This is a genomic window from Kitasatospora sp. NPDC034533 (assembly GCF_055575155.1).
Genome location: NZ_JBVITE010000004.1, coordinates 195,685 through 210,209, shown reverse-complemented (window position 1 = coordinate 210,209; position 14,525 = coordinate 195,685). Strand labels below are relative to the sequence as shown.

Genomic DNA, 14,525 nt, shown 5'->3' with positions numbered 1-14,525 from the left:
TGCTGAGGAGGTTCGGGCGGGGTCGGACTTGCCACGGTCAGGGCGGCTCCGACGGTCGGCCTCGGATCGGCGCGCGTCCGACGGGTCCCGTCGGATCTCGGCGCTTCGGATCGGCGTGCTTCCGGATCGGTGCCTGTCCGGATCGGCGCGCCCCGGATCAGCGCGTGTCCGGAACGGCGCGTGTCCGGAACGGCGCGCTTGCGGATCGGCGGGCGGCGGACGGGTCAGACCCGCTCCACGGCGGCCATCCGCTCCTCGACCAGCCGGGCCACGGCCCGCAGGTCCGGCTGGCGCAGCACCAGGGGGGCGCGCAGCCGCACCCCGTACGCGTTCTCCAGGCCCTCCAGCAGTCGCGCCGCAGCGAGCGAATTGCCGCCTGAGGCCAGGAAGTTGTCCGTCGGCCCGAGGTCGGCTCGGCCGATCAGCTCGCGGCAGAGCTCCAGCACGGTCCGCTCGACCGGACCGTCCGCCTCCTCGGCGGCCGGCACCGGCACCGGAGCCGACGACCGCGCCTCGGCCAGCAGCGCCCGGCGGTCCACCTTGCCGTTGGCGTCCAGCGGGAAGCGCTCGACCAGCCGGACGGAGGAGGGCACGGCCTGCTCGGGCAGCCAGGGGCGCACGGCGGCGAGCAGCGCCCCGGGGTCGGCGCCCACCTCGCCCTGGACGAAGGCGAGCAGCCGGGCCCCGCCGGCCGGCTCCTGCTCGGCGGCGACCACCGCCCGGCGCACCCGCGGGTCGCGCTCGAAGGCGGCCTCGACCTCGGCGGGTTCGATCCGCACGCCGCTGACCTTGACCTGGTCGTCCAGCCGGCCGTGGAACTCCAGCACCCCGTCGGGGCGCATGACCACCCGGTCACCGGTGCGGTAGACCCGGTCGGTGCCCACCACGCCGGCGGGGGCGTCGACGAAGCGGCGTGCGGTCAGCTCGGGGTCGAGGTATCCGGCGGCCAGGCCTCGGCCGCCGATCCGCAGCTCGCCGGCGGTGCCGCGCGGCACCGGGCGGCCGTCCTCGTCGGTGACCACCAGGACGGCGCCCGCGATCGGCAGACCGATCGGCGGGGCGCCGGCGCCGTGGTCGCCGCCGGGAGCCATGGTGTGGACGGTGGTGGTGACAGTGGCCTCCGCGGGGCCGTAGGCGTTGTGGACGGTCGCGGTGACGTCGGGCCCGGGGGCGCGGCGCAGCCGGTCGCCGCCGATGCTCAGGTGGCGCAGCGCCAGGCCCGCGGGCCAGGGCCGGCCGAGGACGGGTTCGGCCAACGGGGTGGGCAGGATGGTCACGGTGATGCCGGCCTCCCGCCACCAGTCGGTGAGCGCGCCGGTGTCCCAGCGCACGGCCTCGGGGGCGACGACCAGGGCCGCCCCGGAGGTGAGGCCGGCCCACAGCTCCTGCACGTGCGGGTCGAAGGCGACGCCGATCAGCAGGCTGTGCCGCTCGCCGGGGCCGAGGCCGGTCAGCTCGCGGTACCACCGCAGCAGCGCGCCGAGCGCGGGTTCGGTGACGGCCACGGCCTTCGGGGTGCCGGTGGAGCCGGAGGTGAGCACCGCGTAGTGGGTGCCGACCGGGACGCGTACCTGCTCGCCGGGCGTCAGGGCGGCCACCACGCCGCCGGTGGGCAGGTCCAGCGGCAGCCGCTCACCGCCGGGCGGCAGCAGGTCCGGTTCGCCGACCAGGCAGGCCGGGCGCAGCTGTTCGGCGACGGCGCGCAGCCGCCGCTCGCCGGGGCGCGGGCCGATCGGCAGGTGGACGGCGCCGAGCTTGGCGGCGGCCAGGGTCACGGCGACCAGCGAGACCGAGTGGGCGAGGCAGACGCCGAGCAGGTCTCCGGGGCCGACCCTGCCGCGCAGGGCTTCGGCCACGGTGTCGGCGAGGCGGTCGAGTTCGGCGTAGCTGTAGACCTGGTCGCCGTCGATCAGGGCGGGGGCGTCCGGGGTGCGGTGCGCCCAGCTGGTGAACAGGTCGAGCACCGCGCCGTCCTGGTGCGGACGGCCGTAGCCGATGCTGGGGGGTGTGGGGGTGCCCGTCGAGTCGTCGAGGTGTTCCATCTCAGCTCCAGAGAGAGTGACGCAGCGTCAGTTCAGGCCCATGGAACGGGCGATGATCACCTTCTGGACCTCCGAGGTCCCCTCGATGATCGTGGTCATCCGGACGTAGCGGTACAGGAACTCCAGCGGGTGCCCGCGCACCCAGCCGGTGGCTCCGTGCACCTGGAGCGAGCGGTCCACCGCGCGCACGGCGGCCTCCGAGGCGGTGAGCTTGGCGAGCGCCGCGTTCTCGGGCGACTCGGTGCCCTCGTCGACCAGCCGGGCGCAGGCGAGGGTGAGCAGTTTGGAGGCCTCGACCTCGGCGCGGGTGGTGACCAGGTGCTCCTGGACGTGCTGGTAGTCGCCGATCACCCGGCCGAAGGCGCGCCGGTCCTTGGCGTACTCGACGCCGATCCGCAGCGCGTGCTCGGCGATTCCGTTGCACATCGCGGCGACCACCAGGCGGCCGCGCGAGAGGCTGTCGATGGCCAGGGCGGTGGCCGCGCCGACGCCCTCCTCGCCGCCGATCACGGCCTCCGGGCCGACGGTGACCGCGTCCAGCAGCAGTTCGAACAGCGGCTCGCCGGACATGCCCTCGTAGCGCTGGCCGATCCGCAGTCCCGGCTGGTCCATCGGCAGCACGAAGGCGGTGGCCCCGGCCGTGGGGCCGGCGCCGTCGCCGAGGTCGGTGGCGGCGACGACCAGCGCGATCCCGGCGTGCTCGGCGTTGCTGACGAAGGTCTTGCGCCCGTTCAGCACCCAGCGCTCGCCGGTGCGCACGGCGGTGGTGGTGAGGTGGAACGCGTCGGAGCCGGCGTGCGGCTCGGTGAGGGCGAGGCAGCGGGTCTGCTCGCCGCGCACCAGCGGGACCAGGTGGCGCTCGACCTGCTCCGGGGTGCCGTGCCGCAGCAGCGGGCTGGGCCCGTCGGACCCGGCCAGCGCGTACGGGGCGAGCACGCAGCCGCTGCGCCCGGCGGCGTGGTGCAGCAGGACGACGGCGGTGAACGGCATGCCGGCGCCGCCGAGTTCCTCCGGGTAGTCGCCCGCGTAGAAGCCGAGGGCGGCGGAGCGCTTGCGGACGTAGGACCGCAGGTCGGCCGGGACCTGGTCGGCGGTCTCGGGCAACTCGGCGGCCAGCGGCACCAGTTCGCGCCGCACGAAGGATTCGAAAGCCTCGACGAGTTCGCGGTGGCCGTCCTCCAGGACGGCGGAGGGGGCGGTCACTTGGCGTCTCCTGCGGTCAGGGCGCGGGCCTGGTCGGCGAGCACGGAGTGGCGGAACAGGGTGCGCAACGGCGGGCGGCTGCCGAGGTGCGGTTCCAGGTACGCGGCCAGCTGGGCGGCCAGCAGCGAGTGACCGCCGACCTCGAAGAAGTGCGAGTCCGCGGTGAAGCGGTCGTGGCCGAGCACCTCGCGCCAGGCGGCGGCGATCAGCTGCTGGCCGGGGTCGGTGAACCGGCTGGGCGCGGTCTCCGCCGCCCCGTCCGCCTCCGCGGCCTGTGCGGCCTGTGCGGCCAGGCGGGCGAGGGCGGCCCGATCGGGCTTGCCGCCGGGAAGGGTGGGCATCGCGGGGACGGCCGTCCAGCTCGCCGGGACGAGTCCGCCGGGCAGCCGGCGGGAGAGCGCCTCGTGCAGGGCGGCCTGGTCGGGGCGGTCGGCGCCCTCCAGGAAGCCGACCAGGCGGGGGCCGGTGCGCGGGTCGGTGTGCAGCAGCACCGCGCAGGAGCGGCCGCCGAGTTCGGCGGAGGCCGCGGCCTCGATCTCCTCCAGCTCGATCCGGTGGCCGCGCAGCTTGACCTGGTTGTCGGCGCGGCCGAGGAAGCGCAGCCGCCCGTCCAGATCGCGGTAGCCGCGGTCGCCGGTGCGGTAGACGCGGGCCCCGCCGAGCGCGGGCACGGTCACGAAGCGGGCCGCGGTCGGCTCCGGCAGGCCCAGGTAGCCCTCGGCCAACGCGCCTCCCGCGACGACGAGTTCGCCGACGCAGCCGGCTGCCAGCGGGCGCAGGGTCTCGTCCAGGACGTGGACGCGCACGCCGTCGAGTTCGGTGCCGAGCGGGATCTCGCCGTCCTCGGCGACATCGGCGGGCGTGACCTCGTGGACGGTGGAGGTGACGGTGGCCTCGGTGACGCCGTAGGCGTTCAGCACGGTGGTGGCCCCGGTCAGGCCGGCCAGCGCCCGGGCGGGCAGCCGCTCGCCTCCGAGCACCAGCAGCCGGGGCGTCCAGCGCCCGTCGTCCAGCGCCTCGCGCAGGTCCTCGCGGACGGCGAGCAGGTAGCTGGTCGGCAGGTTGGCGACGGTGACGCCGCGGGCGGCCAGCACGGCCACCAGTTCGGGCCCGGTGGGCACCTCGCGCTGCGGCACGACCAGCGCGGCGCCGGCCGCGAGGGTGGGCAGCACCTCCTCCAGCGCCACGTCGAAGGACGGCCGGGCGAACATCAGCACCCGGTCGGCGGAGGTGAGCCGGTAGCGGGCGGCGATCGCGGAGACGTACCCGGCGAGGGCCTCCCGGCCGACCAGCACGGGCTTGGGCACGCCGGTGGAGCCGGAGGTGTGGATCACGTAGGCGCCGCCGTCCAGCACGGCGGCGGGCTCGGCCTTGGGGAAGGCCGGACCGTCCAGCAGCGCGGGGGTGACGCCCTCGGCGGGCAGCGCCAGCGCGCTCTGCCGGGTGGCCAGGACGAGCGCCGGGCTCAGCCGCTCCAGCAGCAGGCCGAGCCGGGCGGCCGGGTCCTCGGTGGACAGCGGCGCGTACACGGCGCCGTACCGCAGGCAGGCCAGCAGGGCGACCACGCCGTCCGTGCCGCGCGGTAGCACGGTGGCCACCGGCTGGCCGGGGACGACCCCGGCGGAGCGCAGCCGCTCGACCAGTTCGTCGACCCGGCGGTTCAGCTCGCCGTAGCCGATCCGCTCGGAGCCGACCAGCAGGGCGAGCGAGGCGGGGTCGTGGGCGGCGGCCGGGTCCAGCACGGCGGGGGCGGCCGGGGCGGTCCTCCGGGCCCCGACCTCGGCCCCGGCCTCGGCTTCGGCCTCGGTCTCGGTCTCGGCTTCGGTCGCAAGCGCGGGGGCGAGGTCGGCGATCGGCGCCTGTGGGCGGTCCAGGTAGCAGCGCAGCAGCTCCAGCAGCCGCTCGGACAGCAGCACCGCCTCGGACTCGCGGAAGAGGTCGGCGTCGTAGTCCCAGACCAGGGTCATCCCGGCGGCGCCGTGCTTCTCGCCGACCACCCGGCGGTCGTCCGGCAACAGCACCAGGTCGAGGTCGAAGCGGGTGGTGCCGGTGTTGAAGCCCTCGTACAGCGAGACCTCCAGCCCGGGGGCCTGGACGTCGGGAAGCGCCGCGTCGTGCGCGCTGAACATCACGTTGAACAGCGGGTTGTCGGCGCCGGTGGTGTGCAACCCGAGCCTGCGGGTCAGCTCCTGGACCGGCAGGTCCTGGTACGGCAGGGCGCGGAGCAGGACGTCGGTCGCCTCGTCCACGGCCTCGGTACCGGAGGCCGCCGGGTCGAGCCTCAAGCGCAGCGGAACGGTGTTGACGAACATGCCGACGGTGCCCTCGAAGCCCTCGGGGCGGTTGCCGACGGCCGTGCCGATGACGAGTTCGCGGTGGCCGCTGTGCCGGCGCAGCAGTTCGGCGAGCAGGGCGAGCAGGGTGCTGAACGGGGTGTGGCCGTCCGCCTTGCCGCGCTCGCGCAGCCGCTCGGCGAGGTCGGCGCCGATCGACTGGCGCAGCTGACCGCCCCGATGGCGCCGCTCGGCACCCGGCCGGGCCAATCCGGGCAGCGTGATCTCGCGAGGCGCGTCGGTCAGTTCCCTGGTCCAGAAGTCCAGCGCGCGGTCCCGGGGGAGGTCGGCGGCGGCGCGGGCGTGCTCCTCGTACGAGGGGGCGGCGGGCAGGCGGTACGGCTCACCGAGGACGGTGGCGCGGTAGACGGTGAACAGGTCGCGCAGCAGGATCGCGAAGGAGTGGCCGTCGTGGACGAGGTGGTGCTCGACGTGGATCAGCCGGTGGTGGTCCCCGGCGAGCCGGACCAGGTGCCAGCGCAGCACCGGCGCCCGCCCGGTGTCCAGCGGTTCCCCGGCCTCCGCGGCGAGCAGCCGGCGGAAGGCGGCCTCCGGGTCCCGCTCTGCGCTGAAGTCGCTGTGGCGCAGCTCCGGTTCGCAGTCCTCGACGACCCGCTGGCCGGGCAGGCCCTCCGGCCTGGGGACCAACTCCAGCCGCAGCCCGGGGTGGTGGGCCAGCACGGCGGCCAGGCCGGTGTGCAGCGCGTCCCGGTCGAGGGTGCCCCACAGGTCGAGGACGGCGGTGAAGTTGTAGGCGCGGCTGCCCGGCTGCAGTTGTTCGTGCAGCCAGACGATCTCCTGTGACGGAGAGAGTGCGAACATGGTCAACTCCCTTGCGTGGTGGGCTGGTCGTCACTTCGCTGGCCGGATGCGGGCGTGGGGTGGTGCCGCATCGGCCGGTGGGCCGGGCCGTGCCGGGGTGAGGCACGGCCCCCGGCCCGGGGGCCTGTCCGGGCGGCGTGTCGGTGCGCGCGGACGGGCGTGGTGGATCCGGGTGCCGGATCCGTCGTGGGGAGTTCGGGGCCCGCGGGCTCGGGCGGGCGGGATCGGGGTTCGCAGGGTCAGGTGTGCGGGATGGAAGGTCCGGCAGGGGTGGTTCCGTGGCCGGCGGCGCGGTCAGGCCGGCGCGGTCACGCTCGGCCGGGCGTCCAGGTGGCCTCCCAGCACGGCGAGGAGTTCACCGAACGCGGCCCGCGCCTCGGCCTCGGGGAAGCGGTCGCGGTCCCAGGCCAGCCGGATCAGCAGGTCGTCGCCGTGCGAGGCGGAGACGGCCAGCGGCGCGGCCAGCGGACGGCCCGCCAGGTGGGTCTCCCGGCCGTCGACGCCGCCGAGCACGAGCGGCGGCCGGCGGTGCAGGTCCTCCAGGGTGAGCAGGGCGTCCAGGCCGCCCGACCACGGGGATCCGGCGGCGCGGGCGGCGCGGACCACCTCGTCGAAGGGGGTTGCGGCCTGGTCCAGGTCGTCCCACCAGGCGTCCGCGAGGACGTCCAGGTCCGCGGCCGGACCCGAAGTGGCGGGGTGCACCAGGGTGTTGAGGAAGCAGCCGAGTACGCCGGGCGCGCCCGCCGGGCGCCCGCCCCACGGGTAGCCGAGCGCGAGCGCCCCGCCCCCGGCCTGTCCCCGGTACAGCCGGTGCACGGCCGACCCGACCGCGTCCAGCAGGGCCGGGAAGACGGCCCGGCGGGCGGTGCCCTCTGCGGCGGGCAGCCGTTCACCGAGCATGCCGGTGGAGGTGGCCACGCCACCGCCGGCCCCGGTCAGGGCGCCCAGCCGGCGGCCCCAGTGGGCCTGCGCGGCGGGGCCCGCGGCCGCGTCCTCGGCGGCGAGCTGTGACTCCACGGCCTGCCGGTAGTCGGCCAGCTCCTGCGGCGTGGGCCCGGCCGCCGGTGGTTCGTCCCGCTCGTACGCCGCGCCGAGTTCGGCGGTGAGCACGCCGAGCGACTGCTCGTCGCAGGCCGCGTGGTCCAGCGCGACGACCAGCAGTTCCTCTTCCCCGTGCGGCTCCGCGGCCACCAGCAGGCGCAACGCCGGTCCGTCGGCGGGCCAGTCCAGCAGGGCCTCGCGCAGGGCTGCGCGGGCGGTGCGGCCGGGCGCGACGGCGATCCGGGCGGTCTCGGCCGAGGGGCCGCCGACGCGCAGGACGGGAGTGCCGCGCACGGTCGCGAAGCCGCCGCACAGCGCCGGGTGGTGGGCGGCCACCGCGACCGCGGCGCGGGCGAGCCGGTCCGGGTCGATGGTGCCGCGCGGGTAGGCGAAGAACAGCGGGACGATGTCGGAGCGGTTCTGCGGCGCGAGTCGGCGGGTGATCAGGAACCGCCGCTGGGCGCCGGTCAGCGGGAGCAGTTCCACCGGGGAGCCGGCGGCGGCGGAGCGGTACCGGGCGAGGTAGGCGGCGGTGATGCTGGCGTGCACGGGGACGGTCTCCGGTTTCCGGTCGCGGCTCGTGATCGGGATCGGGATCGGGTCAACTGGTTCTGGGGCGGCTCGTGTGGTCCGTGTGGTTCGTGCGGTTCGGCGGTTCGGGCCGGCGGCAGGAGACCGTGCGGCAGGGGCGGTCGGCGGCGGTCAGCACGCACTGGGGCTCGCGGCGCTCCCCTCCTCGGCGGCTTCCACACCGGCCGTGCGGTCGGCCGTCCCGTCCGGGGCCGGCAGCTCCCGCATCCGCCGCAGCGGCGACAGCAGCAGTGGCAGCGGCACCAGGAGGAACCCGGCGGCGCAGAGCCACAGCGCGGCGCGCGGCCCCGCCGCGTCGGCGACCGCACCGCCGACCAGGGCGCCGATCGGCAGGGTGCCCCAGACCAGGAAGCGCATGGTGGCGTTCATCCGGCCGAGCAGCTCAGGCGGGCAGAGTCCCTGCCGGAAGCTCACCTGGCCGACGTTGTAGACCACCGCCCCGAACAGGACCACGCCGGAGGCCAGGCCGAACAGCACCACGCCCGCGCCGCCGCCGGACAGCGGCCACAGCACCGCGAACGGCGCCGTCACCAGCGGGGAGAGCCAGATCATCCGGGCCTGCCCGATCCACCGGGCGATCCACCCGGCGCACAGCGCTCCCGCCAACCCGCCGACGGCGGAGACCGACAGCAGTACGCCGATCGCGCCGGGCGACAGGTCGAGCACCCGCACCCAGAACACCGTCTGCACGGCGGTCAGCACGGCGGAGAACAGGTTGGACGTGGCGGTGGCGGTCGCGATCGCCCGCAGCAGCGGGTGGCCGAGCACGAACCGCACGCCCTCGCCGATCTCGGTGCGCAGCGAGCGTCCCGGCTCCGGTTCCGGTCTCTGTTCCTCGACCTTGATCCGGACCAGCAGCAGTGCGGAGGCGAGGTAGCCGCAGGCGTCGGCCACGATGGCGAGCGGCGCCCCGAGCAGCTGCACCAGTCCGCCGCCGAGGCCCGGTCCGGCGATCTGCGCCGAGGAGCGAACGGTCTCCAACGCCCCGTTCCCTGCGACGAGTTGTTCGCGCGGCAGGACGGCGGGCAGGAAGGACTGGTGCGCGACGTCGAAGAACACCGTCGCCACCCCGGTGACCAGCCCCACGAGATAGAGCTGCGGCATGGTCAGCACCCCGAGCGCGGCGGCCGGCGGAATCGACCCCACGGCCAGGCAGCGCACCACGTCGGCCCGGATCAGCACCGGCAGCTTGCGCGTCCGGTCCAGCCAGGCGCCCGCCGGCAGGCCGACGAGCAGGAAGGCGGCGGTCTCGGCGGCGGTCAGCAGACCGACCTGGAACGGCGTGGCGTCGAGCACCACCACGGCTACCAAGGGGAGGGCGACCAGGGTGACCTGGCTGCCCGTCTGGGCCGCCGCGGCTCCGGTCAGCAGGAGCCGGAAGTCGCGGTGGCCGAGCAGACGGGCCTGGCGGGGGCGCGGCTTCTCGTTCATCGATGCGACTCTCGGTCACCTCTTCGACACGGGCAAGCACCGGGTCCGCTTTCCGGACGGACCGCAGGTCGGCCGAATCCCGTCACTCCCCGGGGCCGCCCTCGCGCGCCGCTCGCGGCCGCTCACGGCGCTACCGCCCCACGCGCACCTCCCGTCGGCCGAGGTGGCACCGGCCGACGGACTCCCCGCGCGCCCGCGACCGGGCCGGTCCAGATCACCGTCCGCTATTCGGACGCCGCCTTTCCAGCCACCGGACGACGACCCTCAACTTGGCCGGATTCCGTGGAGCGCGGCCACGCCGTCACCTCATCGTGATATCGGCGTGACCGCGGCGAGCCGTGGAACGGGTCGGCGACCGGCTTCGGGTCCGGTACGGACCGGCCGGCCCGCCTCCGCGCGCCGGCCGCCACGCGTCAGCCGTCGAGCCGCTCGCCGTCGGCCCGGCGGGTGATCGCGAGCACCGCCATGTCGTCGTCCCGGGGCCCGCCGGTCCACCGCTCGACGTCCGCGACCAGCGCGTCCAGCACCTCCCCCGGCCCGGCGAACGGCCCCAGCGGGGTCAGCCCGAGCACCGGGTCGTAGAACTCCCCCGCCGCGTTCCGGGCCTCGGTCACCCCGTCGGTCACCAGCAGGAGCGTGCTCCCGGCGGGGAACGGACGGCTCTCCGGCGCCGGGCGCGCCACCCCCAGCCCGCCCATCCCCAGCGGCAGTCCCGGGTCCGCCGCGTCCAGCCGCCGGACCGCGGGCCCACCGGCCCCGCCCCGCGGGTACGGGCCCAGCAGGTACGGGCCGGGGTGCCCGCAGTCGAGCGTGCGCACGCACTCCTCCCCCGGCGGGAACTCCACCAGCAGCGCGGTGATGAACCCCTCCAGCCGCAGTTCCTCGCTCATCCGCTCGACCTCCCGCAGCAGCGAGTCCTCCAGCGAGTCCGCGAGCGCGGCCAGGTCCGGTGCCCGGTGGGAACCCTCCCGGAAGGCGCCCAGCAGCACCGAGACGACTCCGACCGCGTGCAGCCCCTTGCCCCGAACGTCGGCGATCAGCCCGCGCACACCGTACGGGGTGGCCAGCAGCGCGTAGGCGTCCCCGCCGATCAGCGCCTCGTCCTGGGCGGCCCGGTAGTCCGCCGCGACCGAGAGCCGACCCACCCGCGCGGGCGGTTCGGGCAGCACCGCCCGCTGCGTCGCCTCGGCCACCGACCGCACCCGTTCCAGCCGCCGCCCGTGCCGGGCCACCACCCGGTTCACCCCGATCCCGAGCAGCGCCGCGAACGCCGTGTTGACCAGTTCCAGGTACCCGGCTCCGGTCCCGATCGACCCGTCCCGGGTGGACAGCAGCAGGATGCCGAGCACGATGGCCACCCCCACCGCCACCGTGTTCCGCAGCGACAGCAGCGCCCCCGCCAGCACGGCGGCGGCCGCCAGCATCGGATCGCCCCAGTAGTCGGCCGGGTCCAGCGAGTTCCACACCAGCCCGCCGACGGTCAGCAACCACGGCGCGGCCCGCACGTACGGCGGCCACTGCTCGGACCTCGGGGCCATCGGCGACCTGGCTTCCCGTCTCCACCACCATCCGGAAGGGCTTCTTCCGATCGTAGCCACGGGCTCCCGGAACCCGCATGACAGCGGGCCGGGCCCGCAGCTGGGACCCCACTGCTCCCGGCCCCGTCTCCACGAGGACCGGTGTCTATGGTCGCCAGCCGACTGCGCCTCGCCGACACCGACTCCAACGGTGACGGCGACGCCCTGCCGCCGAGGATCCACCGGGGCTCCCGCGTCACCCCCTACGAGGAGCCGCGCGGCGGGGGCCGGAGTTCGGCGCGCTCCCCGGCCGCCGCCCCGACGTCCGGTTCACGGACGCGCCCGAACCGAGGGCGGTTGACCTCTCCCGTTGGAGTACGTGCGGCTGGGCCCCGCCCGCTACCCCGCCCCGCCCCGCCCCGCCCGCTACCCCACCGCGTCGGCTATCCCGCCGTGAACCGAGCCGCGCCGGATCCGGCCAGCAGCCCCGCCGGCAGCCGGCGCCCGAACGCCACCAGCAGCAGGTGCTCCGCCCGCCCCTCCACGGTGAGCGCGCCCTGTCCGTAGGACCACTCGGCGTCCGTCGCCTCCAGGCGCACGCCGTCGACCCGCGCGCCGAAGAACCGCAGCGTGCGCGGTGTGACGGCGGCCAGCAGCGCCGTCGCGCGGGGCAGCGGAAGGCGTGCGGGCAGGCCGAGCGCCACGGTGATGTCGAGGCCGTGGACGGCGTCGTGGGCGAGGGCCGCGATCCGGCCCCCGACGGGCGGGCGCCACGGGTGGTCGGCGTGGTCGGCCATCGCGACGGCGAGTTCGCGCACGGTCATGGCGGCCGCGTCGCGGCGGGCGACCCGGTCGGCCATGCGGTGGACGTTGCCTCCGGAACGGGCGAGTTCGAGGAGCGTGCGCGCCGTCGAGTGCCGGAAGCCGGTGCTCATGTGCGCGGCCACCTCCCGAACCCGCCAACCACCGCACAGCGAGGGCGAGTTCCACTGGGCCGCGGTGAGGCCCCCGAACACCTCGGCGAGTTCACGGCGCTCGGCCGCGACCTGCTCCCGGATCCACTGGATCCGCGGGGTGTCCTCGGCCCGACCGGCGTGCCGGACCCGACCGGTGTCCTGGTTCCGCGTGGTGTCCCGGTTCTGCCCGGCGTCCTGGTTCTTCGGCACGGTTTCCATGCGTCCAGCCTGCGACCGGGACCGTCGGCCCGTCCAAGGCCGGGAAGTTCTACCACCTATGATCAGGAGTTATGGAACTGCGGCAGCTCCGGTACTTCGTCACCGTCGCCCAGCACGGCAGCTTCACCCGGGCCGCGCAGCTGCTGCACCTGACCCAGCCCGGGGTGAGTTCCCAGATCCGGCAGCTGGAACGGGAGCTGGGGCACCGGCTGCTCGACCGCTCGGGCCGCACGGTGCGGCTCACCCCGGCCGGCGAGGCGGTGCTGCCGCACGCCCGGGCGGCGCTCGCCGCCGCGGCCTCGGCCCGCCGCGCGGCACAGGAGTTCGACGGGTTGCGGAGCGGACACGTGCGGCTGGGCATGGTCGCCGGGGCGGCGCTGACCCCGCCGTCCGAGCTGGGCACCGTTCCCGGGCTCGCCACCACGCTGGCCGCGTTCCGCCGGGAGCACCCCGGCATCGACTTCTCGCTCACCGAGGACACCAGTGCGGGAATGCTCGCCGCGCTGCGCGACTGCCGGCTGGACCTCGCCGTCGTCGGCCTGCCCGTCCCCGCGAGCGGGCAGGCCGACGACGACGGCTGGTCGGCCCTGGCCGGTCTCCACCTGCACACCGTGCTGGAGGTCCCGCTGGTCGCGGCCTGTGCCGAGCGGCACCCACTCGCCGGCGGTCCGGACTCCGGCCACGGCACGGACGTGCGCGACGGCGCGGACGACGGCGACGGCCTGGGCGACAGCTCCGGCCGGGGCCCGCTGCCGGTCGCGGCGCTCGCCGGGCACGCCCTGGTGAGCACCCCGCGCGGCACCGGGATGCGCACCGCGCTGGAGAAGGCCCTGGCCGAGGCCGGCGTCGACCCGGCGATCGGTGTCGAGGCCTCCGCGCCCCCTCAGTTGGCGGAGCTCGCCGCGCACGGCATGGGCGTGGCCGTGCTGCCGGACCCGGGCCGGGTGCCCGGTCTGCGGGTGCGCCCGCTCACCGGGCCCGTCCCCCGGGTCAGGATCGTGCTGGCCTGGCCGGCCGGGCAGCCCGCCTCGGCACCGACCGCCGCCCTGGTCGCCCACCTGCGGCAGGCCTACCCGGGACCGGCGGCCGCTCAGGCCCCGGCCGACACCGCCGCACCGTCGGCGATGTGCAGCAGTGCGACCGCGCCGTCGAGGAGCTCCCGGTCGAGCGGGAAGTAGCCCTGCCGCGGGGCGGTGTCGGTGCGCGTGCGCGCCTCGGCCGAAACCTCCGGAGCTTTCAACTGCCAAATCTCACCGCCTTGTTGCAGGTGGCTCTCATACGTCCCGGGGGCCGGCTCGGCCAGTCCGATCGCCTCGCTGCGCCCCAGGCTCCCGGCGACGAAGGCGTACCGTTCGCCCAGCAGTGCGCCGACGATGTGGCCCGCGCCGGTCCACTCGCAGTGCAACTCGCCCAGCGTCCAGGCGCTGGGGCTGCGCTGCGCGTGCAGGTTGTGGGTGAAGAGCAGCGTCGGTCCGCGGCGGCCCTCGATCTCGCGGATGTCGAGGAGGTTCTGCGCCATCAGGGCGTCGCGCACGCCGCTCAGAGCGCTGATCCGGGCGCCCTGGGTGAGCCCCGGAACCGCCGACTGCGCGTGGTAGCGCAGCAGGCCGATCCCGGCGGCCAACCGGGCGCGGGCCGTGTACCAGGCGGGGAGTGAGGTGGAGGCGATCAACTCCGGTGCTCGAAGATGGAGTTGGAGGAGGAGGTCGTCGGCGGTGCAGCGCAGCCGCGCGGCCTCGGCGCTGCCGCCCGGCGAGTGGGCCGGGTCCGTCACCGCCTCCTCGCGGCTCCAGCGCCCGTCCTCGCCCGCCACCGCGGCGATGTCGAGGTCGAGGCCCAGGTAGTCGCGGGCCGCCTCCAGGTAGCGGCGCGGGCTGGGGGCGCTCATGGTCTCGGCCGGGATGTCGAAGCCGTGGAAGGCCAGGCGTTCAGCGGGCGGCCGCTCCCGGTTGAACTCCCGCATCCAGGCGACGAGTCGGCGGTTGGGCGCGAGGCCGCCGAAACCGTGGGTGAAGCCCTCCGCCATCACCGAATCGAGGGTGCCGATCCCCTCCCGGACGTAGGCGTCCACGGCGAACGCGGCCACCCGGTCGGTCTCCAGGGCGATCGACCGGAAGCCCCGGTCGACGGCCAGCCTGGCGAACAGCTCGTTGCGGACCCACCCGAAGGCGGGCTCCTGGTGGGTCGGCTCACCGAGGCCCAGTAGTTCACACGCCGGGGTGACGAAGTCGTCCATGTCCTGGTTCATGGACCTCAAGCGTATCCTTGAAGGGACGGTTGAGACTTGGGCCCACTTCACCACCCGGTCTCCGCCGAAAGCCTCAAACGCCCCTGGACGAGGGACGACAGTGGACCGGAACGGGGGACGAC

General features: G+C 75.7%; 9 protein-coding genes. 1 reads left to right on the top strand and 8 read right to left on the bottom strand.

The features are described from left to right. Positions 1 to 224 precede the first annotated feature (224 nt). The 7 genes from ACZ55U_RS05185 to ACZ55U_RS05155 all read right to left on the bottom strand — a co-directional run bounded on the left by ACZ55U_RS05185 (position 225) and on the right by ACZ55U_RS05155 (position 12,155). A complete protein-coding gene (locus tag ACZ55U_RS05185) occupies positions 225 to 2,042 on the bottom strand; it encodes a non-ribosomal peptide synthetase (RefSeq protein WP_465522581.1) in 1,818 nt (605 codons plus the stop codon). 27 nt (positions 2,043 to 2,069) lie between these two features. After that, on the bottom strand, positions 2,070 to 3,245 hold the full coding sequence (locus ACZ55U_RS05180) for an acyl-CoA dehydrogenase family protein (RefSeq protein ID WP_465522579.1): 1,176 nt from the start codon (positions 3,243 to 3,245) through the stop codon (positions 2,070 to 2,072). Beyond that, positions 3,242 to 6,400, bottom strand: coding sequence for a non-ribosomal peptide synthetase (locus ACZ55U_RS05175; protein WP_465522577.1), 3,159 nt, complete (start codon positions 6,398 to 6,400; stop codon positions 3,242 to 3,244). The genes ACZ55U_RS05180 and ACZ55U_RS05175 overlap by 4 nt, the downstream gene beginning before the upstream one ends. A 294-nt stretch (positions 6,401 to 6,694) precedes the next feature. Next, a complete protein-coding gene (locus tag ACZ55U_RS05170; protein ID WP_465522575.1) occupies positions 6,695 to 7,990 on the bottom strand; it encodes a non-ribosomal peptide synthetase in 1,296 nt (431 codons plus the stop codon). A 153-nt stretch (positions 7,991 to 8,143) separates the two neighbouring features. Continuing rightward, the gene (locus ACZ55U_RS05165; protein WP_465522573.1) at positions 8,144 to 9,463 is read right to left on the bottom strand and encodes an MFS transporter; all 1,320 of its coding nucleotides are present in this window, start codon (positions 9,461 to 9,463) and stop codon (positions 8,144 to 8,146) included. A gap of 413 nt (positions 9,464 to 9,876) precedes the next feature. After that, positions 9,877 to 11,001, bottom strand: a complete 1,125-nt coding sequence (locus ACZ55U_RS05160) for a PP2C family protein-serine/threonine phosphatase (RefSeq protein ID WP_465522571.1) — start codon at positions 10,999 to 11,001, stop codon at positions 9,877 to 9,879. 422 nt (positions 11,002 to 11,423) lie between these two features. Then, positions 11,424 to 12,155, bottom strand: a complete 732-nt coding sequence (locus ACZ55U_RS05155; RefSeq protein WP_465522569.1) for a maleylpyruvate isomerase family mycothiol-dependent enzyme — start codon at positions 12,153 to 12,155, stop codon at positions 11,424 to 11,426. A 71-nt stretch (positions 12,156 to 12,226) separates the two neighbouring features. Between ACZ55U_RS05155 and ACZ55U_RS05150 the strand changes: the two genes are divergently transcribed. Continuing rightward, a complete protein-coding gene (locus tag ACZ55U_RS05150; RefSeq protein ID WP_465522567.1) occupies positions 12,227 to 13,333 on the top strand; it encodes a LysR family transcriptional regulator in 1,107 nt (368 codons plus the stop codon). Here the strand turns inward: ACZ55U_RS05150 and ACZ55U_RS05145 are convergent. Further along, the gene (locus tag ACZ55U_RS05145) at positions 13,246 to 14,403 is read right to left on the bottom strand and encodes an erythromycin esterase family protein (protein WP_465522565.1); all 1,158 of its coding nucleotides are present in this window, start codon (positions 14,401 to 14,403) and stop codon (positions 13,246 to 13,248) included. The two genes, ACZ55U_RS05150 and ACZ55U_RS05145, sit on opposite strands and share 88 nt — an antisense overlap. Between the last annotated feature and the right edge of the window lie 122 nt (positions 14,404 to 14,525).

Excerpts from the sequence above, each read along its gene's own strand:
- ACZ55U_RS05185 (WP_465522581.1), bottom strand. The coding sequence starts at position 2,042 with ATGGAACACCTCGACGACTCGACGGGCACCCCCACACCCCCCAGCATC.
- ACZ55U_RS05175 (WP_465522577.1), bottom strand. The coding sequence starts at position 6,400 with ATGTTCGCACTCTCTCCGTCACAGGAGATCGTCTGGCTGCACGAACAA.
- ACZ55U_RS05165 (WP_465522573.1), bottom strand. The coding sequence starts at position 9,463 with ATGAACGAGAAGCCGCGCCCCCGCCAGGCCCGTCTGCTCGGCCACCGC.
- ACZ55U_RS05160 (WP_465522571.1), bottom strand. The coding sequence starts at position 11,001 with ATGGCCCCGAGGTCCGAGCAGTGGCCGCCGTACGTGCGGGCCGCGCCG.
- ACZ55U_RS05155 (WP_465522569.1), bottom strand. The coding sequence starts at position 12,155 with ATGGAAACCGTGCCGAAGAACCAGGACGCCGGGCAGAACCGGGACACC.
- ACZ55U_RS05150 (WP_465522567.1), top strand. The coding sequence starts at position 12,227 with ATGGAACTGCGGCAGCTCCGGTACTTCGTCACCGTCGCCCAGCACGGC.
- ACZ55U_RS05145 (WP_465522565.1), bottom strand. The coding sequence starts at position 14,403 with ATGAACCAGGACATGGACGACTTCGTCACCCCGGCGTGTGAACTACTG.